We start from the raw sequence: 22,258 nt of genomic DNA, 5'->3' as shown, positions 1-22,258 counted from the left end.
TTAGTATACCATGATTGGGGTTAAAAATAAAAATGGGTTGTTTTCTGGAAATTCCTATCTTATTACTCCAATTTTGCTATTGGGACTTATAAGTGTTTTTGCGTTCTCATTTTTTGCGAATTATAGGCACCAGAGGTACTTGTATCAAAGGGGTACCCTTAATGAAGATATTGTTCTGTTCAGTCATTTGTTAGTTAGATCAGTTTCTATTCCTATCAACAGCTTGATTCATCTTTCTAATTTTCATCAACCAACCATCAAAGATTACGCATTTTTTAATGGTGTGGAGAGACTGGCGCATCTGAATATGGTGAGCGATTTGGTTTGGATGGATAAAAATGGTAGAGTTATTTATGAAAAAAGTAGAAAAAAATACCTCAAAGATAGGTTATCTCGTGTTGTTTGCCCAATTCATTCTATTTGTTGGAAATCTCTTTTTAAAGAAGCAGAATCCCAGAAAAGAAAGATAGGATTTTATGAAAAAGTAGATATAGAGGACAAAAGCAAATTCTTTCTTATTTATAGTTACCCACTTCTTACTGACAAGAATCAATTTGAAGGTGTTATTTTTTTGCGATTCCTAATAACTGATTTTATTGGTAAAAACATTTTGCCTGAGTTTTTTTCTCAACGATATAAAATTCTGTACCTTCCTTTTTATCTTCAAAGCCATGATTCGGGGTCTCTAGATGTTTTGAATGAAGTTATATCTACAACTACTACTGTTTTCTTTGGTGATGTTGGTCTTCGTTTCAAATTTACAGTTTCAGATAATCATATCCGTTGGATTAGCATTTTTTTAAGTGTTACTGGAGTAGTTTTTTCTCTGATTCTGTTCTGGAGCCTGATGACCTTGCGGTACGATATAAAGCGTAGAGAAAGGGCTGAGTACCTGCTGTTAGAGCAGCAAGGATTTATGAAAAGCATAGAAAATTGTCTTTCAACTGCTATTTTTGCAGTAGATTTGGCCGGTAAAATTATTCATGTTAACAATGCTTTTTGTCAGTTCGTTGACTATCCAGAACAATTTTTGTTGGGATTGTATTTGCCTTTTGATTTTTTACTACCTAGTGATGAGCAAAATTCGTTAGATGAATTTTATAATGCCGTTTCTAGTCAGCGTAAATTGGCGCAACCCCTGGAATTTTTTATTAAAAGACGCAGTGGTGAAAAGATTAGTGTGTTAGTTTATGTGGCGCCATTGCTTACCTTAGATAGCAAATGTATAGGTAATATTATTACGGCCATTGATATTCATGAACAGAAGCGTTTGCAAAAACTTATGCGTTGGCAACAAAAACGTTTAGAACTTACCAGTCATCTGGTAACTGTTGGTGAAACTGCATCTTTTTTAGCTCATGAGCTAAATCAACCTTTGGGAGCCATAGTTGCATATGCAACAGCTGTCAATAATATTTTGAAAGAAGGAACTTTTACCAATAAACAGCTGTTAGACATTACACAAAAAATTATTTCTCAATCAGAGCGGGCAAGTGACATCGTGAGGAGAGTATATTCCTTTGTTAGAAGACATGATTTAGTAAGAACCACTGTTGATTTGCGTGATGTTGTGAGACGTTCCGTGGATGCTATGGATAATAATATTAGGGAAAACAGTGTAATTATCAAGTTTGATTTACCAGATTTTCCTTGTTTTGTTAACGCTGATGCAACACTATTGGTACAAGTTTTTATTAATCTCGTTAAAAATGCCATTGAATCTATGTTAAATATTAATTACAACCGTAAAATCGAGATATCAATAGAGGATTGTATTTCAGAGTATGCCGTGATGGTTAGGGACAATGGAGTTGGTGTTCCTACGGATATTTGTCACAGAATTTTTGATGCATTTGTTACTACTAGCAATGAAGGTATGGGTCTAGGATTGTCTATTTGCAGATCCATCATAGAAAGTCATCGTGGAGTTTTGGATTTTGAAACGGATTGTGGTAAAGGAACGGTGTTTATTGTCCGTCTTATGAAAGATAGTGATGATTTATGAATGAAATTGGTGAAGATAATGGGGGAATGGTTTTTATTATTGATGATGAGTATTATATTCGCGACTCATTGTCCTTGCTGATTCAATCTCGTCATTTACAGTGTGAGTTGTTTGGTTCATCTGAGTCTTTCTTGGAAAAATTGTTTAGTTATGATCAACTTATGGTAGCAACTGTATTGTTGGACGTTAGGATGAACGGAGGATGGTCAGGAATAAAGTTGTTTCAGCGATTACGTGATCAGGAAATTATTTGGCCGGTAATTTTTCTTACGGGTCATGGTTATGTTGAAATGGCTGTTGAGGTCATGAAGTCGGGTGCGTTTGACTTCATTGAAAAGCCATTCAATAGTAACCGTCTTGTTGACGTTGTTCTATCAGCCTTGGATGATTGCCGAAATAGAATCCAGCGGTTCACAAGTAGGCAGGCTATATTGGAAACCATTTATAATTTAGATTCAGAAGACCGTAAGATTTTTATGGGGTTGATGTCACATTATTCCCTGCGGGATGATTGTTACTTTTCTGTTGGTGATAGTGAGCATAAGCTTCTAAAGATATTTAATGTTTCTTCTTTGACTGATTTCTATGCTCTTCTGGATTCTGGTGATGTAAGACCAGACAATATATAATGTTGTGGTACATTCTTAAACCAACCCTCGAATTAGTGGTTCTCCATGTTTTTCAGTAGTCCAGTTTTCCGTGTTTGGACGGCGCCTTTTTCCCATTTGATACCCTATTTCACAGCTAGCTCTGTAGATAATTCCTCGTATCTTTTCTTTAAAATGTTCTCGTGATTGAGGATAGTTTTTTTCTCTACAGGAGATGTCTTTTGTGGTACACAGTCCACCATCCTTAAATGATAGAAGATTTTTTTCTTTGCTATAAGCTGTGCCTCGATCCATACTGTGGAGGAAATATTGTTTAATAGATGGTGTTGTTGCCCTTATAACTGCAGCTTTTGCACAGTAGCTTACAGATTTTCTTTCCCTTATTAGGTTGTCCATTATAAGTAAATCTTCAGCTGCGAATATACGGTTGGGTAGGCTACTGTTTAGCCTTAGTAGTTTTTGTTTAGAGTAGGCGGCGAATGCATGATAGTAAATGCAGAATTTCATGGCAATAGGGAGCCTTTTAGCAATTTCTTCTTTGGTGCAGTTATGTGCAGGAAAAAAATCTCTGTATAGGTTACTTAGGTTTGTTGGTGCATTGCGATCGCATTTTTGTCTCCCATATACCATATATGAATTTTTTGAAACCAGTGTTTCAGCTAATTCTTCTAATGCGTAATTACTTTCTAGAATGCAATTTTGGCTTAGGTAAACTATTATTTCTGATTCCTTGGTTTGTGATGCCCCCCACTGCCGTGTGTGCCAAGGATCCCAGTCTTTTGCAAAGATAGGAATTACTTTGGCAAAGTGGTTTTCTGCTACAGAACTTGTTGAATCGGTAGATTCAATGTCAAGTACTATTAGCTCTTTGACTTTTACTGATTGCTCTTGTACAGAGGATAGTGTATGAGACCAAGTTTCTCCACCGTTATGTACGGGAATTACTACAGCGATAGATGTCATTTTTAGCCATAAAGATAGTGTAAATTATCAAATTATAACAATTGTATGGATTGGAGTCGTTATGGTTGGAATCTCCCTTAATCATTAACAAGTTTAGGTATAAAGTAACTCTAGTTTTTAATTTATTATTTTATGGTTGTTTTTTACTTATTGGATGATACTGTTATAAAAAGTTGGTTATTAATTTTTTCATGGTTAGTATTTATTCTTATAATTTTTCATCTTGATTATTGATAAATGATTTACATATCATTGTTTTGTGATGATTTTTTGTAAGTAATTTTTTCATATCTATTTTTGTACATCATGTAATTATTTACTGGTACTGGTGGTGCTATAAGGGCGTCGTCGTAACCAGTTTTAACTGCGTGCTAGATAAACTAAAATTAATCTCAAATATACTATCTTATTACGAAAATATCATTGTTTATTGTTTCACGACGCAACCTACTACAAAAACTATTTTCATCTCAATACAAAAGATACATAATTTTTCATATATTCATTTTTCTACTTCTTTTTCCCTCTGATTTTTCTTCTATTATTCTTTTCCTTTGATATCGTTCAGAAAAATTACCGCATATGAATTTTTCCATCTCTTTTACTTCTTCTTCTAATTTTTCAACTGAATCATTGAGGGATAATATATGTAGATCTTTGGACATTGTTTCTTCATCAACATGTGCAATTTTTTGTTTAATAGATTCTATATTTTCTCTTAGCCTTTTTATTTTTGACTTTTTGAGTGGAATAAGGAGTTGATATTTATTTTTTAGGAAACAGGAAATATCACCCATTTCTTTTTCGAGTGATGATCTGTTAGTTTCCATTCTTTCTTTATCAATCGATATCGCCGGGTCATCAACTAAGTGAGATGGCTTGATCTTGCAAAGATACTCATTAGTTTTTGAAACTTTGCTCTCGAATATTTTTAATAGATCTTCCAAAGATAAAAAGTTGCAGCATTCAATAAGGGGAATGATCGTTTCTTGTAATTTTTCTATTTCTGCAGAAACCTTTTTTGTAAAAATTATTATTTCAAGTGAAATCTTAGTTAATATTATTCTCCGGGATGAGTGTTCTTTTTCTTGTCTTGTTGCTATTAATTTTTTTAACTTTAGAGCCGTATGCTTTACCTGTAGTAGCGATGCTATAGATAATCTACATATGCATCCTGGTATGTGATTTGAATTTTCTAATATGGATATAGATTTATCTAAATTTATCATTACTAATGAAGCGTAGATACTGAGTGATCCCATTAAGGCATAATGGTGATTAGAGGTTTTCGAGTACAGACACTTTGTGCTCAAAAAATATAGAGGATCAAGGTAATATGAAATGCTACTCGAGTAGCTTTTTGTTTCTGGATTATAATCTGTGCCCGGGGATGGTAACTCGGGAAGAGATAAAATGGAGTCCTTTAATTTACATAAATTACTACTAAAATTGGATATATTTGAACTATTGACTAATTTGTGAATGGGGTGTGTAGACCAGCATTCGTTATCTTTATCTGATGGTAAATACTTTAAAAAATAATTGGTGCGTGCACTTGAAATTCTTTCTATGTTATCTGTGCATTTTTGTAACTCTGTAGCTCCTTCGCAATTGTCCAACACTTTGTAATCATCACAATAAAATTTACCATATATACTGCAAAATTTACCGCCATTATCATCTGAGTTTGTTTTTGGCAAGGGTTCATCATATTTACTTGAAAATGATTTTGTTTTTCCTCTTATAATGAGGGCTGCTTCAACTGCTTCATGTGATGAAATTCTGGATATAGGTTGTGTTGATAGAGGATTATTATCAATACCTAATATAGACTTCATTGATAATTGTGCTAAAGTGCAAGGACTGTTGTAAGCTCCTTGTTGATCTGGTTGCGTTCTTGTTGTTGCTAGAGAACTTATGTCCATGATTTCCCCGTGATTAACACAGTAGTTGGTAGTTCGTAGCTGTTGCGTTAATTAAGTTATTTTTTTATAGTTACAACTATCCCCAATTTAGTTCTGAGAAAATTATAAGCTAACTCCTAGCATTTTTCTCTTAAACGGGACTGATTGTGAAGCGGCAACGATAGGAGTAAGCTATCATTAATTTACCCTTTTAGCTTCCACATTTTTACTTATAAAGTACATTGTTTTATGAAAAGTCGCTCATTGATGTTTCCATCTCTACTATTTCTCCTTCTAAGTCTTCAATAGAGCTTTTGATAAACGATACATATCCGCATTCATCTAATTTTTCTTCAGCGTTTCCGGTAGTATCTCCTTTAGCAACAATTTTTCTTAGGTTATCTATTTTTTCTTTTAGAAAGTCTACTCTTGACCTCTTGAGTGGCACAAGTGATCGATATTCACTTTCTAGGAAGATCTTAATACTAGAGACTTCTTTTTCAAGTAATAACTTGTTGTTTTCCAGTCTATTTTTATCAATCAAGGCGGATGGGTCATCAATTAAATGTTTCATTTTAATTTTGCTAAGGTAGCCTTGAGTGACTTGAATTTTTCCTTCAAATATTTTTAGTAAATCTTCCAATGATAAAAAGTTATTATGATCAATAAGAGCAAGAGCAGTTACACTTAAATTACTTATTTCTGCGTGAACTTTTCTTGCCAAGGTTATTATTAGCAATGATTCCATAATTAATTCTGTTTTCGGTGTATTAGCTATGCTATTGGACCTTCTCGAACTCCTTATAGATAGCAACGCTCCCAATTCACAAATTGTGTGCTTCACCTGTAGCAGAGATGCAACAGCCAAACTACATATATTTTTTGGTATTTCAGTTGAATTTTCCAATATTAATACTGATTTATCCAAGTTTTCTCTTATCAAAGAAGTATAGATGCTAAGCGATCCTATCAAAACGTAATGGCTACCACTTCTTTTAGACCACAGGCAATCTGTATTTAAAAAACACAGCGGGTCGCGGTAATGCAAAATACTATCCGGGTAATCACCAGTCTTCTGCTCTGAGCTGGGTGAACATAGTGGCGGTTCTTCTGGAAGAGATAAAATTCGTTTCTCTAATTCTTGGTAATTACGAATAATATCTGAGCCATATTTATTGTTGACCAACTGATAAATAGGGTGAACACCCCAGTAATTTTCATTCCTATTTGATGGTAGATACTTGGAGAGCTGACTTTTAGCTGTAGATAAAACTTCTTCTATAGCAGACCTACATGTTTCTAATTCTATAAGTCCTTCAGAAAAACATAAGGGCTTGTAATCATCACAATAAATTTTATCGCATACATTGATATTGCAAGCTTTTCCTTCAATGTCAGTTTTTCCTTCGGGGATCATTTCCAAGCTAAACTCGTATTTGCTGGCAAATAACCCCCTGTGAGGCGATTGTTTCTTCTTCTCTACAATGCGGGCGGGGTCTACCATTTCATGTGTAGAAACTTGAGATATATGCGACATGGATTGACTATTACTAACTCTAAGAATAGCTCCCATAGCCAATTGTGCCAGGGAGTTAGGGGATAATATTTGTTTATTTATCATATTTACACCAACGCTTAGTGTTCACACAACTTATGTTCATGTTATCCTCGTAATTTCTGCCGCTGCCAGTTTCCAATGTATTCATGCTGGTACAATTATTTATTGTGGTAATCGATCTTTGATAGACTTTGCCGGATTTTAACTTGTTATTGAAAGCAACCAGTATCTCTACCACAAAGACATGAGCGTAACACCCAACCAGCTCATGATCAATACGCACGAAACAAGTCATATACCGTAATTACGTCTTCGTAAGCTTTGCTACTAGATAATTGACCGACAAACCAATGGCAACTCTGACTTTTTAATATTACTTCTTTATATGCATTTTCAGTAGAAGGATAATGCATGGCATCAGCGGAACAATATCATGGACAAGCAAAAAAGCACCCATCACTCTATCGATGCGTTTCTTGGTTTTGTTGTGAGCTGATCGTAACTAAGTCACGCGGTAACTAAGTCACGCTGTAACTAAGTCACGCGGAATCCATGCGGCACACACTTGCGCATCAAGGAGCACTAATTGTTCTATGGTTTGCCAACGACAAGATGTAACATACAACCGCGGCAGCTCCCAGAACCCCATAGGAGGAATTTTTCTCTGCGTGTCACAATTTCTTGCAAGCAAAAAAACGATAACCCCTTCTACCCATACACACGAGCAGAACTGGAAACAACACACAGACTAAGCCAACAATAACGGGGCCTCTAGAATGCCCCGCTTTTACCTCAACAAGAAATCTCTGATTCCACAGACCGTGGAGGGACAGACAAGAAGCCAGATGCCTGATTCACAGAGTATCAAGTTTTAAGCACTGCCATTATAAACCAATAGTCTCGGCAGATGTCAACAAAAATATTGGTAATTTTCATCACCTGTAGCACGAATATTGACTTACTGGAATCATAAATATCGTCATTATCGCGACGACTATGGGGTGGCTGATGGGACTCGAACCCACGACGACCGGAATCACAATCCGGGACTCTACCAACTGAGCTACAGCCACCAGATATAAGGGAACTGGCGCGCCTGGCGAGACTCGAACTCACAACCCCCGGCTTAGAAGGCCGGTGCTCTATCCGGTTGAGCTACAGGCACCATGACACGCGACTACCATTTTACCACCAAAAAAGAGCGAAAACATGAAACAAGCAATAATTAGCACACAATCAACACTTTGATTTAGAGCAAAAGAACCTCGATGATCATAACCAAGCCTAAAAAGTACGTGGTGGTCGGGGTGAGAGGATTCGAACCTCCGGCCTTCTGATCCCAAATCAGATGCGCTACCAGGCTGCGCTACACCCCGTGGCAAGGGGTCCAATATTAGTACTGTTCTTGCATTCGGTCAAATGATAATGGAAGACTTGTGATGTTATTGTTGACAATGAGATTAGGGCTATCAAAAGTCATGATCTATTAATCATTAATTATGTTAATTTTAGTTGTTGGTGGGTAAATTTTTGCCATTCTTCACGGTTGAAGTTAGGAAGCACAGCAAATTGAGGTCGGGAGTTATGGAGTCACAGATCCTGATTATGTCTGCCATTGCCAGCAAATTGTCCTGGTAAATAGGTACTTTGCCATCTTGACTCCATCATTTTCTTTCTTTTACCATCGACAGCGGGTAAGATGGTTTGTGATTTACTTTTGTTTAGTGAGGGAGTCTATGCGTGATTCGTCTTTTGTGTCAACTAGGGTTTTGTCGGGTTCTGCGGCTAGGGTTTTGAGGAATGCTTATGTTTTGCTAGCACTGACACTTATTCCTACCGCTATCGGTGCTTGGATAGGGATGATCATAAGCTGGCAGTTTTTCGTGCAGAGTCCTGTTTTTGCCTCCATTATCTTGATGGCTTCGCTTTTTGGTTTGAGCTACGCTATTCAAAGGAACAGTAATAGTGTGATTGGTGTTTACCTTCTGTTTGTCCTGACTTTTGTTATGGGGATAACTTTGGGGCCGTTGTTGACTGTAGCTCTATCACTGAGAAATGGTCCTATGCTGATTTCTTATGCTGCTGCGGCAACAGCTTTGACTCTTTTTGGCTTGTCTGCTTGGATTACTTCTACGGGCAAAGATTTGTCGTTTATGAGTCGTTTTATGTTTGTTGGGGCTATTGTCCTGATGATTTCAATTTTTGCTAATCTATTCCTCAACATCCCAGTTTTTTCTTTGGTAATTACATCGCTGATTGCTGTATTCTCAGTTATGAGTATTGCTTATTCTCTTAGTGCTGCTGTTAACGGTGGGGAGACTAACTACATACTCCTTGCTACATCTCTGTATGTTAATTTGTTTAATTTGTTTGTTAGTTTGCTCCGTTTATTGATCTCTTTTTCCGGGCAACGTGATTAGGGTTTTTGTAGTAATTAGGAGAGTTTTGTAGCTTTTTGTCGAGAGTTTATATTTGAGAGTTTATATTTAACACAAGCGAGGATGGTCCTTGCTTGTGTTTTTCGTTTTATCTTGACTTGTTGTTATTTTCTCCTAAAAAACTGGACAATGATGAAATAAACTTCTGTTCTGGTATCCAGGATGTTTCTGTTACTATTTTTTCGTTATTACCGATGATGTTTGGTGTGCTTTCTAGCTGTTCCCTGAGTACATCTACGTGCATGTCGACTGCTATTCCTGATATTTTGATAAGTTCTGATACGAGGTCAAAAAGACAAGATGCTTCTCCTGATGAAACATTGTATATTTCTCCTCGTGTGTTTCTATTTTTAATTATTTTTAGTATGGCTCTAGCTACGTCTTTTATTTCTAGAAAATCGTAGTAGGAATTGAGGTTTCCCACCCATATTTCTGCTGGTCTAATGCCCCACTTTATTGTGTTAATTTGGGTGCAATAGTGGTAAAGAGGGTGTTTCCCGAAGAAATTTGGGTATGTGCTTTCAAATAATCTAGCAATACTACTGGGGATATTGTGTATTGCTGCTTGCTCTATTATTATATCTTCACAAGATATCAGGCACTTAGACTCTTCTTTGCTTGTATTTAGTGGTGATGTTTCTTTGGCTATGGTTATTGTTGGGCTGCAGTCGTATACGTCTGAGCTGCTGCAGTATAGGTAGTGCGGTTTTATTCTAAGTTCTGAGATAGTTTTTAGTAATTGCTCAACTTCATCTATATGTTCCTTGTACCTGTTTGGATATTTGTCGCTGCAGTTAGTAGTTGAAAGAGGGCGTTGCAGTCCCAGGTGTATTATGTATTGCGGTTGCTGTTTCTTAATAAAGGCATTAATTTCTGTATTGTTTTCTTGACAGTTTTTATCTTGCCCCCAACTAAGAATACGAATATCCTTGAACTCTTGGTTGTTTTGTGCGACTGCCCGTAGAGCAGTTCTGAGTTGTTGGTTAGTTCCAACTATAAGGATGTCGTTATTCATTACTCATTTAGCTATTTAGCAAATGAGCTATTTTATTAGTGAAAGCTTTTTATTAGTGAAAGTGTAGTTTTTTTTGGGGTTGTTTTGATTTTTACCTGAAATTCGGGATAGTTTTTATGTTCAAAAAGGGTGTAAGTTTTAGTATCAGGGTAATGTTTTTTTGTTTTGTATTTCTGCCTAATGCTATCTTCGCAAATGAGGTGCACAACTTCTATGAACTTGGTTCGTACCCTGTTTTGGTCAATTTATATGCTATGCCTAAGGGGGGGGCTGTTGCTAAAGATGGCACTTCCACTTTATCAACTTTTTTCCGCCGTGTAGATTTTTTAAAACGGGGAACGTCTAATTCTAATATTTATGCTCCATTTTGTTCTACAGTGCGTATTGTTTCTTTGCGTGGCGGGTTATCTGTTGATTCTGTTTTTGGCATAAATTCTTTGACTCCAGTTATGATTGGTAGATCTAAAGGAGAGGTATTTAAAGTTCACCCCTTCTTTTTTCCTGGATCTACTAAGGCTCGCTTACTGTTTAGGTCTTCAGAAAATGATTCATTGGTGCTGGCATCTTTTCCATCTAAGCAGGGTGGTCTATTGTTATTGAGACCATATCAGCTTTTTGACAATACTCAGATGTGGTTTTTGCACTCTAATGTAGATGAAAGCGTTGCTATACTTTCAGCTGCGGAGCCTTTGCATGCTGTGAGTGTGCGTGGTCAAAATCCTGGCATGAACTTATTTTTAAGCTTGCATGGTACTTTTGGTATGCAGCAGGCATGGTTTCTTATAGACTCCAGGACAGGTATAGATTGTACCCAATATTTACTAAATTTGTTTGCTCAACCCTACTTTTTGGATGTTAGGTTTGGAAATACTGATCGCTGGTTGCGATTGGATTTTCATAAGCGTGAGCCATTTTTGAATTGGAGGCATTCTTTCGAGTTAATAGATAATCCTGCCCCGCAGTTTGTGTTATCTCATGAGGATCGCTATTCCCATTCGTACTCCTTTTCCAAAAAACTACGTCTCAGTAATGGAGATTGCCTGGTTCCAGCTTGGAATAAAGATTATCAGGATGTTTCTTTGTACAGTTTGTCATGTGTTGACAGTCATGCTTCTGTATGGGGATACGGGGTGAAAAGCATGAGAGATGTTTTTCAAACTCAGTTGTGTGTAAAGCACCTCCATAAAGTGTTTTGTTTGGGTGCATTGCCTGACCCAGAAGATCCGTCCGTTCATTGGTTTCCTGAGAAGGTTAACGGAAAGCCTAATCCGTATACAATTTTATATTGGGGACGTGCTTTGCCGCAAATAGTTTTGGGAGGTAGTACAATCGGTTGTTCTTTGAAGGGCAAAGAATCTTGCGTTGCTAATCATCCTGTATTGTTAGATGAGGTTGTGCGCTATCCTGTGCTTCGTCACCACCTGGTATGGATTCCGAGCAGACCGTTATTTTATTTTTCCTCTGCAAGGTTATGTGTTTCTGCTAATGAGATTAATAAATCTGTTCTTTTGAGGTCTTGTGACATTTATGATACATCTCAGGATTGGGTGCTGAGTGATGGGTATTGGCGTAATGTATTGTTAAATGGTTGTGTTAAAACTTCCAGGATGATGCTGCATAACCCAGTTTTGATGCCGTGCTTACGGGGAAATAAATTTGTCAATAGATGATGATGGTGTTTTTCCAATTTGTATTGAATCTATCGACCAGAATGGAAGAGGGGTTGGTCGTTTTTCTGGGAAGACTGTTTTTGTCGACGGTGCCATTACCGCTGAGCGTGTTTTGTACGCTACTGTTCGTAAAAGAAAATCGTACGATGATGCTCGTTGTCATAAATTAGAAACCGTTAGTCCTTATAGGCAGGATCCACGTTGTCCTCATTTCGGTGTTTGTGGCGGCTGTTCCATGCAGCATATGTCATCACCTCTTCAAGTTGCTGCTAAGCAGCTTATGGTTGAGCAGACACTTATGCGTATTGGTAAGGTCAAGCCACTTAGGATTTGTACTCCAGTGTATGGTCCTGATTGGTTCTATCGCAATAGAGCTTCTCTTTCTGTTCGTTTTGTAGAAAAAAAAGGTCGTGTTGTTGTTGGATTTCGTGAAAAAAATGGTAGATATGTGACTGATATGGGGAGTTGCTGCGTTTTGGCAGACCCAATGGTTCGATTGTTGCCACTTCTACCAAATTTGATTAAATCACTGGATTCATATCGATCTATTCCTGTCATTGAAGTTGCCGTTGGATATGATTTGGTAGCGTTGGTTTTTCGTTGTTTGGTTCCTTTATCGGATAAAGACCGTGATGTTCTTCTGAATTTTTCCCGTGATCACGGTGTGCAGTTATGGGTACAGCAAGAAAAATCTTTGGAGTCCACCTTTCTTTTAGATTCAACTGATTCGCGTCCCCTATTTTACCGATTGCCAGATTTTAATTTAGATATCAGATTTCTTCCTTATGAATTTACCCAAGTTAATCATGCAATGAACTCAGTGCTTGTGAGGTTGGTCATGAGATACATGGATGTGTGTCCAACTGATCGTGTACTGGATCTTTTTTGTGGCTTGGGTAATTTTACTCTTCCTATTGCTCGTCTTGGTGCTACTGCAGTTGGAATTGAAGGCAATGATCAGTTGGTTAGACAAGCAAAAAGTAATGCAGATCTAAATGGATTGGGCGATCGAGCTAAATTTTTTGCATTTGATTTGTATAAAAGTTCACCACAAGAAATTTTTGACCGTGTAGGTGAGTTTAATAAGATTTTGTTAGATCCACCTCGATCTGGGAGTATAGAGATTTGTCAGCAATTGCCGGCGAGGCTTCCACAGCGTATTGTTTACGTGTCATGTCACCCTGCTTCTATGGCTAGAGATGCTGGTATTTTGGTCCATAATCATAATTACGTTATGTCTGATTTAATGGTGCTAAATATGTTTCCGCATACATCACACGTAGAGGTATTGTCAGTTTTTGATCTTAATTCATGAATTTTTAATGATTATCATTTATTTATTTGCTATTAAATAGGTTATATATGATTGATTTTGTTCATGATAGAGTTTTTGATAGCATTCCACTAATGAATGATATTGACTTGCGTAATAAAAGGGTTTTTATCCGTGCTGATTTGAATGTTCCTCATGATGAACATCATGCTGTAACTGATGATTCTCGTATACGAGCTTTTCTTCCAACGCTGAAGTATGCTCTTTCTGAGGGAGCAGCGGTTATGGTTTCTTCTCACTTAGGTAGGCCAAATCCTGCAATATTGGATCCTAAGTACTCATTAAATTCTGTTGCTACTTTATTGAGCACGCTTTTGGGACAAAGGGTGCCACTCATTAGTAATTGGTTAGACTCAGGAGTAGATGTTGACCCTGGTCAGGTTGTGTTGTTGGAGAATTGTCGCTTTAACATCGGTGAAACCTCAGATGACAAAATTTTAGCTGAGAGAATGTCTCATCTTCTGGATGTATATGTTAATGATGCTTTTGCTGTATCCCACCGTCGTGAAGCGACTGTATCTGCATTGGCTAAATTTGCGCCAGTGGTTTGTGCTGGTCCATTGATGTTAAGAGAGCTTTCTGTTTTGTCGGATTTGCTACACAATCCCAAGCGTCCTTTGGTAGCTGTAATAGGAGGATCAAAGCTCGACACTAAGCTTAAGATAATCCAATTTTTGTCTTGCAGGGTAGATGCACTGATAGTAGGTGGAGGCATGGCTAATACTTTTCTTCTTGCTGCTGGATATCATGTAGGTTCATCTTTAGTTTCAGGTGACTTTGTGGGTATTGCCAGGGAGATATCGGATAGTATGCGCGCGCGCGGTGTCGGGTTTCCTTTGCCAGTAGATGTTGTAGTGACAGACAATATTTGTAGTGAGTCCCGGGGCATTGTGAAAAGGGTTGAGGATATCACACAAGGGGACATAATAGCCGATATTGGTCCAGAGACGAGGTCTGTTTTCAAGCATTTTATTGATGTGGCTCAGACAATTGTTTGGAATGGGCCTATGGGGGTTTTTGAGTATGATTCTTTTAGTTCGGGGACATGTGCAATTGCTCAAGCAATAGCACATTCTCCTGCACTTTCCATTGCTGGTGGGGGGGATACCAATGCTGCTATATGTAAGTCTGGGGTAGAAGGCTTAATTGACTATGTTTCTACGGGTGGCGGTGCTTTTCTATCCTTTCTTGAAGGACAGGATATGCCTGGCGTTGCAGCGCTTTTCTTAGATCGGACATGACATAGTCAAAACATATTCACAAAAACTGTTAATAACTACCACTATTTACTGAGAATAAAAGATTATACTGTTGTATAACAATTAGTTGCAATTTTATCTTTTTTTTCAGCACCCTATGTTTCTAGTTCATCATCGATTGCAGTGAGAAGTAGTTCTCGTGCTTGTGTTGCGTTTATTTTTCCTGAAAATTGTTTCATCATTTTTCCTATCAGAGCGTTGATAGCTTTGTCTTTACCGCTTTTTATTTGGGCAGCTATTTCTATATTACCCTGAATAATTTCACGAGCTGCTTGGGTAAGCGGTTGTAAGTCAGTTATTTGGGCAAGGTGGTACTTTTTAATCAAGCTAGCTATATCTTGATTTTCTTCATCTATTGCATATTGAAACAATTTTTTTGCAGAGCTTTGACTTAAGGTGCCGTTGTTGATGTTTTCAATAATACTTGCAAGTTTATCGGCTGTTATTATATGGTTCTCCCACGATAGTTCATGGTCGTTTATGTATGCTTGGAGATGACCGCTCATCCAATTTATAAATTGTTGAGCAGAAACGTTTTTATTTGACATAGCCATTTCGAAATATCTAGTATGGTTCAACGACTGAGTAATGAAAATTGCTTCCTCGCGAGATAATTCGTGTTTTTGAGATATCTTTTCCTGTATAACCCATGGCATTTCCGGAAGGTCTTTTCTGATACTATCCACCCATTCGTCGGAAATTATCAATGCAGGCAGATCCGGGTCTGTAAAGTACCTGTAATCGTGTGCGCTTTCCTTTTGTCTCATGCTACGGGTCAGATTTTTTTCAGAATCGTAGAGTCGTGTTTCTTGTGTTATTTTTCCGCCACGCTCATATGTATCTGCTTGTCTTTTTGCTTCATATTCAATCGCTTTTTCAAGAAAACGGAAAGAGTTTAGATTTTTTATCTCGCACTTAGTGCGAAGAGCCGTCTCTCCAGGTATGCGTACCGAAACGTTAGCATCCATCCTGAAAGAGCCATTTTGTAGATTTCCATCGCAGATGCCTATCCACTGAACCAGGTGGTGTATGGTTTTTGCGTATGATACAGCTTCTGCCGGTGATTTAATCATAGGTAAGGAGACAATTTCAAGTAATGCGACACCAGCACGGTTCAAGTCTATGCCTGTGTATCCATTTAGATTTTCATGCAAAGATCTACCTGCATCCTCCTCCAAGTGGGCATGATCTATTTTTATCATATGCGTTTCTTTTTCCTGTTGTATGGGTATTTGGCCACCCAATACTATTGGTTCTTTGTCCTGAGTAATTTGATACCCTTTGGGCAAATCAGGATAGAAATAATTTTTTCTGGCAAAGGTGATGCGTTGGTTGATTTTTGCTTGTGTTGCTATACCAAATCTAATGGCTAGTTCTATGGATTTTTTGTTGAGAGTTGGTAGTGTTCCAGGGAATCCGGCATCTATGTAGTTAGCTTGAGTATTGCTTTCGGTACCGAATATTGTTGGTGAATTGGAGAAAATTTTGGACTGAGTTTTTAGTTGAACGTGAATTTCTAAACCGATTACTGTTTCCCAGTCCATGACGCTATTCCTTTACAAAATTACAGAAGAATTGACGTTACTTTACTAAAGATACATGATATCTGTGAACGTGTGGTTTAGTATGGATATTTTTGTAATCTGGAGGTAGTAGCTGTGCGTACTGTATTTTGTCAAAAATTGAAGAAAGAAGCTAAAGGTCTTGATTTTCCCCCCTATCCGGGTGCAATTGGGCAGCGTATTTTTGATAATGTCAGTGATGAGGCTTGGCAGATGTGGCTTTCTCATCAGACGATGCTTATAAATGAGTACAGATTGAGTATGGCTGATCAGAGGGCTCGTCAGTATCTTATGAATCAAATGGAGAAATATTTGTTTTCGGATGATATTGTTAAAACTCCTGATGGCTACCGTCCGGTTGACTATGAAAATGTTCCACCTATAGGCGAAGAATGAGTTATTTTTAGCTTAATGTAGTTTCAGACAGCACATATGTAATGTTTTTGATAGTTTTTCTGTTGTTGTTTTTTAATTAATATTTGTATCTACTATCTTATGGCCTGATGTTCGGTGCGCAATCCAAGATTAATGAGTGCTGTGAATAAGATGGTTTGGTATAGGTGTATAGAAGATTAGTTTTATGAGGCAAGTGATGAGATAGGTATTTGTGCAACTATCTAGTTTTTAAAGCTAATTTTGTTGGTGTTATCAGATAATGGTAGTTCCTCGATCTATAAGGTACTTAAACCAAAATCACGGTTATTGCTTACCAGATATCGAATGTGCGGTTGTTAAGAAGTCTCATGTCACAGATAGATAAGGGGGGGCATGGGTGACTGTAGCTTCGTTATTTATAAGCAGTAGTAGCGTTAAGGAACGAAAAAGGATTATATGTCTATTTGGTTTGTGTACGTTTAGGAAGAATTATTCTGCCGTATAAAAAGAAAATAGTGATACTCATGCAGGATCACCTTGATATAGGATTTTGGCAAAGCGGCTGAAAATAGAAACACGTTGTTACCACGTTATGCCCATATAAAATAACTCATTGAATAAAAATCATAAATTGTAAAATCATTAAACGCGATTCACTCAGTGAATTTTATGAAATTTGCATGAATCATGAAATAAACTACTGCTATCTTAGTGGAATTATGCGGCATTTGATAATTTCTTTATCTACTACTAATTCTGCAATAGGTGATGCGTGATTACAAGGGATTATGTTGATTTACTGTATAGCTATTATTCTACCTAATTTGTCATTAAATAATGCATAAATTAATCTTTATGGCTTGTCGTACTTGAGTTATATATTTGTATACCTATACCCAGGTATATCTATACCCAGTTTTTGCTTTTTCTTAATTTTGATATAATCGTCCATTTGGTGTTATCTGTGTAATTTGTTTTACCCATGTTAGGTTTGGTCTTTTCTATGCCATCAGCTCACTGTACCGGGTGGTGTTTGCACACTATATGTCTTATAAGGCTATATGTTCAAATGTCATAGTTCTTAGTTTTTTTCAAGTTTGATTTTCAAGGTGTTGTGCTTTTAAGAGGGGCTGCAATAACCAATCCATTTTTTCTTTGTAATCACCATGCTAACAAATCATAAGAAGATCTTGTAATTTACATGCATAAAGATAAAGATTATTTGCTGATTTATGACAAAGAAGAGTTTATCGCTGCTGCTTGATAAGTAGTTTGTTTAGTAAATATTGTCTTATTTATTACCTAGCTTAGATAATTTTTAATTGCTTTGCTTAATTTGTAGTTAGTTGCAAATTGTTGGCTATTGGTTATTAATTTAACGGTTACATGATGAAGCTGTTGTAGTTGAGAGAAATTTTGTTATTACGACTATAATTAATTGGGTAATTATTAGTCAAGTTGAGGATTATTTTGGAATAAGGATAGTTATTATAGTGGTATTTACCACTAGTCTGAAATAGTTAATAAGTTAGTTGGGTATAACTAAAACATATTCACAAAAACTGTTAATAACTTTGCTTATTTCCTGAGAATAAAAACTTCTGCTATTACATAACAATTAGTTACGAAATTATCTTTTTTTTCAGCAGACTATGCATATAATTTTTTATCAAAGTGTTTATGTTTTTGTCCTTACTACTTTTTGCTTGGGAAGTAATTATGAGACTATCTTAAAGTCGGTTATTTTGGATAGGTGGTACTTTTTTAATCAAGGTGGGAATATCTTAGGCCAGGCAAATGTAGAGGGTTAAAATTGGGCCCAACCTGTATAATACATTTTTGATTAAAAAGTTATCAGAGTTGATAGATGGTATTGCATGTAGTACCTTACAACCATGTCTATTTAGTTATCGCTGGCCGTGTTTTTTTCTGGATTTGTTGCGGTGTTTTTGCGTCAAGTCTGTACTTGTTTGCATGAATTTTTTCTTATCATTATATTTATCCTTAATGTAGCAAATTCGTTTTATCTTGCATGTTATGAGTCTCTATTCTGGTTTGTGAAATTAAAAATCCAAATTAATCTTGGAAGATGCGTTTTGCGAGCTGTTGATGTACTACCGAGTGCTATTATGGCTGTGCATGTGTTTTGGTATGTGTGTTTTTGCAATTGGGTGTATATGTTGTATATGTAGTATTTTAGAAAGAGGATGAAGTTATTGATTTTTTTGCGTAAATTGGTGATTTTGTTTTTAACGATCTACCTATGAATATTGGTATATACCTATATTGTTAGGCAATTATTATCGATATCTTCCGATATTGGTGTGTTGCTGGGATTTGCAATACCATATGGATCAAGTGGAAAAATATTTTTTACCATGTGATATTGCTAGAATTCTTTGTATGCTCCTTAATCTTAATTGTAAAATGTTATGCCGTTACGGTATTTAACTTTTATACTATGTGTAGTTGCGTTGTGTGTTTGGTCGTATTAGATGTTGTTGCATAGTAGAAATTTATTCGTATTACTAGGTATTACACTGAGTTGGGTTTAAGAAAAATTGTACTAAGCTACAAGAAATAGAAAATTTTATTGCTCGATCTTATATTATTGTGATCAGCTGGGTGAATATTATTAAATACATTTATTTTCTAAGGTAAGTGGTTAAGGAAGATATTGAAGTTTCTGCAATGGAAAAATTATGTGTTGTTGTTAAATGAAAATATACTATTAAATAGTTACAGCTATTGTTTGGGATAGCTACCACTATTTTATACTTATCTCTATTAAGTGCAGAATAAGTTAATTTAGTATTATTTGGATCGACTGCATTAAGGTGACTGTGGTTCTTGTTGTTTAACAACGGCAATTATGTTTGTGAATTAGGATTACACTATACCTAGGTATTTTATAAGAACTAAGTGTTGTTCGTCTTGTACAAAACAATATGAAAATGATTACATATTTTTAATAATCATATCTTGAATGACTGATGTTTTCTGTTGTAAACATAATGAGACAATACAGTTATTAATGTGAATAATCACCTCAAAGTAAAATATAAAGTTCACTATAGTTATATTATCGTACATTATTTAATAAAATTTATATAAGTTACAAACCGATACTCTTGTGGCTAAGTTTTGTTCCTCAAAGTAACATTTTTTATATACCGAGTTTTATGCAATTGATACACATGATTTTGTGTTGATATATTCATGTTATACCTGTTATATGTTGCGTATTTTTGTTATCCAATCTTATTGAAGATTAATTGATATAAAACATAATCTACTGCATTTCGATTAGTATTTATTAGGTAACTGAGAATAATATATTGTACTGTAAGAATTTTAGGTATCGTTGTGGAAAGTAATGATGTTAATTCAATCAGTCATTGTACCTTGTTGGAATTGATGGGAAGATCTATTTCCGAAGTTATTTGCAAAATATTTATTGATTGTCTAATTGAATAAAGTCTACTAATGGAACGATAGAAGCTTGAATTATTATAAGTGACAAAAGGAATGGTTGCTTTCATACTGAGTTTGAATTTTACCTGGGAAACATGGTAGTACCAAGTGGTACAGAAGGTTAGGGCGAATTTTGTTTGAAAAATTACGTTAGTTTTATCACTTATGAATAAATAAAGGTGGTGATGTTGATGAAGGGCAAAGTTGATGAAATTATTAATGTAAAATATATGCCATCTGATATTGATAGCTATTGCTATAATATTTATTCGATATGCACAGAGTGGTTAATATTGGTTTCAGTATCGCACTAATTATTTATATAATACGTATAGTGTTTGGTGGGAGTATTTGTTATGTCCATTAATGCTACTGATGTTGTGCAATGTGAATTTATTAAAACGACTGAATTTGACAGAGGGCGCCTACACACTCTAGTACAATTATCGACAGCTGTTATTTATGGTGTTAATTGTAAAGAATCCCTTGATTGTTTAGTTCCGCTGTCTACTGATGATATTTTAAAGGTATCAGTTGATCATTCAATTGATACTTTGGTGCAGGTGTCTGCTAATGAAGTTAATAGTAAAAAAGAATCAGTTGATTATTTGAAGATGTCTTCCAAGGAAGCTATTGAAGCAGCTATATTTGTAAAGAATAGGAATACATGTGGCTATCGTACTAAGTATGAACTTGAATCGGTTGGAAATGATGTTATCCAAGGTTCTGTTGATTATTATGAATTTTGTTGCAATCACTACTATAGATTTTTGAATAATTGTGAAGAAATGGAAAGTGTAATTTACTTTAGGAATAGTCTACGTAAAATTCTTGATAAAATTAGTAATGATTGGCTTTTGAGGTATTCATTTTCAAACGAAGATGCGTCTATATGCAGTGTTCATCCTATGTATCAGATAGTACATGCTAAAAATACTGAAGATATTATTTTTAATTACCACGAAAAAAAGCTTGATATTATGTCGCTTCCGAGTTTGTGTCCGTGCGGAAAAAAAAGATCCTCTACGCTAGAATCATATACGACATCTTCAGAAAATATTTTGCGTGATCATGATCCACTATGTTTTTTAAGTCCAGATTATATTATACGTGATTTATCTACAAGTAATTGTCCTTATTCCTATATAATTGAGTCTATCATTAGCCCATTGTATGGCGATGTTGTTATTTTGACAAAAAATGTATATAGAGAAATAAATTGTTTAAGAGCATCAATTGGGAGAATAAACAGAAAATTATATAATTTGATTATGGCTATTCTTCTACAGACAAAACACAGTCTTGATGTGTTAATTAAGTCGATTGATGACAGAATTTTTTCTGGAGCTGGATATTCTCCTAACGTTCACGGAGGAGAAAGTAGAGTTATATCATCATTGAATTTGATAATTTGCCTTAGAAAATGTATAAGTAGTGTTGAATTTATGAAGCTAAATTTAATGCCATTCCTGGAGTTTTATAACTTCGTATCTTTGGAAGATATAATTACAATGTCCGAGGTTGTGTTATCGGGTTCACGTCCTCAGGACCGTAGTTTATTACATAAAAAGGAGGTTAGGAGTTTATATTTATTGTTAAGCAAGAGGTATCCTGAAGTTATTGCTAATAAAAGAATGATAATTAATCGTCTTTTAGAAAAAATAAATCTTAATGATGAATCTGTAAAATGCAAAGTACTTTCATTATTAAAAGTACAGTACACCGGTTCTATGATTGATAGTGGGTTGATAATTGAAAAATTAATCAGAAAAGTTGTTAAGGATGACATAGAGGAATTAGAATCAAACAGAAAAGATAAACTATCTGATGGTATTACTGAGAATGTTGACTTAGTTTTTGTGAGAAATATAGTCAGATCTATAAATAATCTAAGAGAAGAAATATCAGAGATGGAGGGCTTTATGGAAAATTTACCTGAGAAAATATCTCAAATATCTTAATAGGTATCCGTTATCTCTAAAACAATATTTTATTAATGAGATTATGCTTTGCTATTTATGTTTGTTTGTTTTATGGTTTTGTCACATGTTAATTTTTATACATAAAATTGAGGAGATATTTTAATTATTTTTA

At 35.7% G+C, this 22,258-nt stretch carries 14 protein-coding genes and 3 tRNA genes; 8 read left to right on the top strand and 9 right to left on the bottom strand.

Annotated elements, in window-relative coordinates; genetic code table 11:
* Positions 1–10: 10 nt before the first annotated feature.
* Both Arg41_RS06670 and Arg41_RS06665 read left to right on the top strand, forming a co-directional pair.
* On the top strand, positions 11–2,005 hold the full coding sequence (locus Arg41_RS06670) for a two-component system sensor histidine kinase NtrB (RefSeq protein ID WP_092343258.1): 1,995 nt from the start codon (positions 11–13) through the stop codon (positions 2,003–2,005).
* Positions 2,002–2,634: a response regulator transcription factor gene (locus Arg41_RS06665; RefSeq protein WP_092343259.1), complete on the top strand. Its 633-nt coding sequence runs from the start codon at positions 2,002–2,004 to the stop codon at positions 2,632–2,634. Before Arg41_RS06670 ends, Arg41_RS06665 begins: the two co-directional genes overlap by 4 nt.
* A 15-nt stretch (positions 2,635–2,649) precedes the next feature.
* Here Arg41_RS06665 and Arg41_RS06660 read toward each other — a convergent pair whose 3' ends face one another.
* The 7 genes from Arg41_RS06660 to Arg41_RS06630 form a co-directional block, all read right to left on the bottom strand.
* Positions 2,650–3,576 (bottom strand): glycosyltransferase family A protein, encoded by a 927-nt coding sequence (locus Arg41_RS06660; protein WP_092490626.1) that lies wholly within the window; start codon positions 3,574–3,576, stop codon positions 2,650–2,652.
* 494 nt (positions 3,577–4,070) lie between these two features.
* A complete protein-coding gene (locus Arg41_RS06655; RefSeq protein WP_092490625.1) occupies positions 4,071–5,501 on the bottom strand; it encodes a hypothetical protein in 1,431 nt (476 codons plus the stop codon).
* A gap of 226 nt (positions 5,502–5,727) precedes the next feature.
* A complete protein-coding gene (locus Arg41_RS06650; protein ID WP_092490624.1) occupies positions 5,728–7,101 on the bottom strand; it encodes a hypothetical protein in 1,374 nt (457 codons plus the stop codon).
* Between the two features lie 460 nt (positions 7,102–7,561).
* Positions 7,562–7,783, bottom strand: coding sequence for a hypothetical protein (locus Arg41_RS07990; protein WP_157722312.1), 222 nt, complete (start codon positions 7,781–7,783; stop codon positions 7,562–7,564).
* 252 nt (positions 7,784–8,035) lie between these two features.
* A tRNA-His gene (locus tag Arg41_RS06640) sits at positions 8,036–8,111 on the bottom strand.
* Between the two features lie 15 nt (positions 8,112–8,126).
* Positions 8,127–8,203 (bottom strand) — tRNA-Arg (locus Arg41_RS06635).
* Positions 8,204–8,337: 134 nt separating this feature from the next.
* Positions 8,338–8,414 (bottom strand) — tRNA-Pro (locus tag Arg41_RS06630).
* A gap of 360 nt (positions 8,415–8,774) precedes the next feature.
* Here Arg41_RS06630 and Arg41_RS06625 point away from each other — a divergent pair.
* On the top strand, positions 8,775–9,458 hold the full coding sequence (locus Arg41_RS06625) for a Bax inhibitor-1 family protein (protein WP_092343264.1): 684 nt from the start codon (positions 8,775–8,777) through the stop codon (positions 9,456–9,458).
* A gap of 106 nt (positions 9,459–9,564) precedes the next feature.
* On the opposite strand, the gene Arg41_RS06620 is transcribed toward Arg41_RS06625, so the two are convergent.
* Positions 9,565–10,491: an NAD-dependent epimerase/dehydratase family protein gene (locus Arg41_RS06620; protein ID WP_092343265.1), complete on the bottom strand. Its 927-nt coding sequence runs from the start codon at positions 10,489–10,491 to the stop codon at positions 9,565–9,567.
* A gap of 116 nt (positions 10,492–10,607) precedes the next feature.
* Between Arg41_RS06620 and Arg41_RS06615 the strand changes: the two genes are divergently transcribed.
* The 3 genes from Arg41_RS06615 to Arg41_RS06605 all read left to right on the top strand — a co-directional run bounded on the left by Arg41_RS06615 (position 10,608) and on the right by Arg41_RS06605 (position 14,735).
* On the top strand, positions 10,608–12,161 hold the full coding sequence (locus Arg41_RS06615; RefSeq protein ID WP_092343266.1) for a hypothetical protein: 1,554 nt from the start codon (positions 10,608–10,610) through the stop codon (positions 12,159–12,161).
* Positions 12,148–13,476 (top strand): 23S rRNA (uracil(1939)-C(5))-methyltransferase RlmD, encoded by a 1,329-nt coding sequence (gene rlmD / locus Arg41_RS06610; protein WP_157722311.1) that lies wholly within the window; start codon positions 12,148–12,150, stop codon positions 13,474–13,476. Before Arg41_RS06615 ends, rlmD begins: the two co-directional genes overlap by 14 nt.
* A 92-nt stretch (positions 13,477–13,568) precedes the next feature.
* Positions 13,569–14,735, top strand: a complete 1,167-nt coding sequence (locus Arg41_RS06605) for a phosphoglycerate kinase (protein WP_092343277.1) — start codon at positions 13,569–13,571, stop codon at positions 14,733–14,735.
* A 113-nt stretch (positions 14,736–14,848) separates the two neighbouring features.
* Here Arg41_RS06605 and gatB read toward each other — a convergent pair whose 3' ends face one another.
* Entirely contained in the window at positions 14,849–16,297 is a 1,449-nt protein-coding gene (gene gatB, locus Arg41_RS06600; protein WP_092490623.1) for an Asp-tRNA(Asn)/Glu-tRNA(Gln) amidotransferase subunit GatB, read from the bottom strand.
* Positions 16,298–16,411: 114 nt separating this feature from the next.
* On the opposite strand from gatB, the gene Arg41_RS06595 reads away from it, so the two are divergent.
* Complete coding sequence (locus Arg41_RS06595) at positions 16,412–16,711, top strand: oxidative damage protection protein (RefSeq protein WP_092343269.1); 300 nt, start codon at positions 16,412–16,414, stop codon at positions 16,709–16,711.
* Positions 16,712–20,520: 3,809 nt separating this feature from the next.
* The gene (locus tag Arg41_RS06590; RefSeq protein WP_092490622.1) at positions 20,521–22,125 is read left to right on the top strand and encodes a hypothetical protein; all 1,605 of its coding nucleotides are present in this window, start codon (positions 20,521–20,523) and stop codon (positions 22,123–22,125) included.
* Positions 22,126–22,258: the final 133 nt, after the last annotated feature.

The organism is Candidatus Ichthyocystis hellenicum, from assembly GCF_001460935.1.
Taxonomy (GTDB): domain Bacteria; phylum Pseudomonadota; class Gammaproteobacteria; order Burkholderiales; family 2013Ark19i; genus Ichthyocystis; species Ichthyocystis hellenicum.
Note: the sequence above shows the minus strand (reverse complement) of the source record. Positions and strands in the feature narration are given on the sequence as shown.

Coding starts and splice junctions, on each gene's coding strand:
- Arg41_RS06605 (WP_092343277.1), top strand. CDS start 13,569: ATGAATGATATTGACTTGCGTAATAAAAGGGTTTTTATCCGTGCTGAT.
- Arg41_RS06650 (WP_092490624.1), bottom strand. CDS start 7,101: ATGATAAATAAACAAATATTATCCCCTAACTCCCTGGCACAATTGGCT.
- Arg41_RS06620 (WP_092343265.1), bottom strand. CDS start 10,491: ATGAATAACGACATCCTTATAGTTGGAACTAACCAACAACTCAGAACT.
- Arg41_RS06665 (WP_092343259.1), top strand. CDS start 2,002: ATGAATGAAATTGGTGAAGATAATGGGGGAATGGTTTTTATTATTGAT.
- Arg41_RS06590 (WP_092490622.1), top strand. CDS start 20,521: ATGTCCATTAATGCTACTGATGTTGTGCAATGTGAATTTATTAAAACG.
- Arg41_RS06615 (WP_092343266.1), top strand. CDS start 10,608: ATGTTCAAAAAGGGTGTAAGTTTTAGTATCAGGGTAATGTTTTTTTGT.
- Arg41_RS06655 (WP_092490625.1), bottom strand. CDS start 5,501: ATGGACATAAGTTCTCTAGCAACAACAAGAACGCAACCAGATCAACAA.
- Arg41_RS06660 (WP_092490626.1), bottom strand. CDS start 3,576: ATGACATCTATCGCTGTAGTAATTCCCGTACATAACGGTGGAGAAACT.
- gatB (WP_092490623.1), bottom strand. CDS start 16,297: ATGGACTGGGAAACAGTAATCGGTTTAGAAATTCACGTTCAACTAAAA.
- Arg41_RS06625 (WP_092343264.1), top strand. CDS start 8,775: ATGCGTGATTCGTCTTTTGTGTCAACTAGGGTTTTGTCGGGTTCTGCG.
- Arg41_RS06670 (WP_092343258.1), top strand. CDS start 11: ATGATTGGGGTTAAAAATAAAAATGGGTTGTTTTCTGGAAATTCCTAT.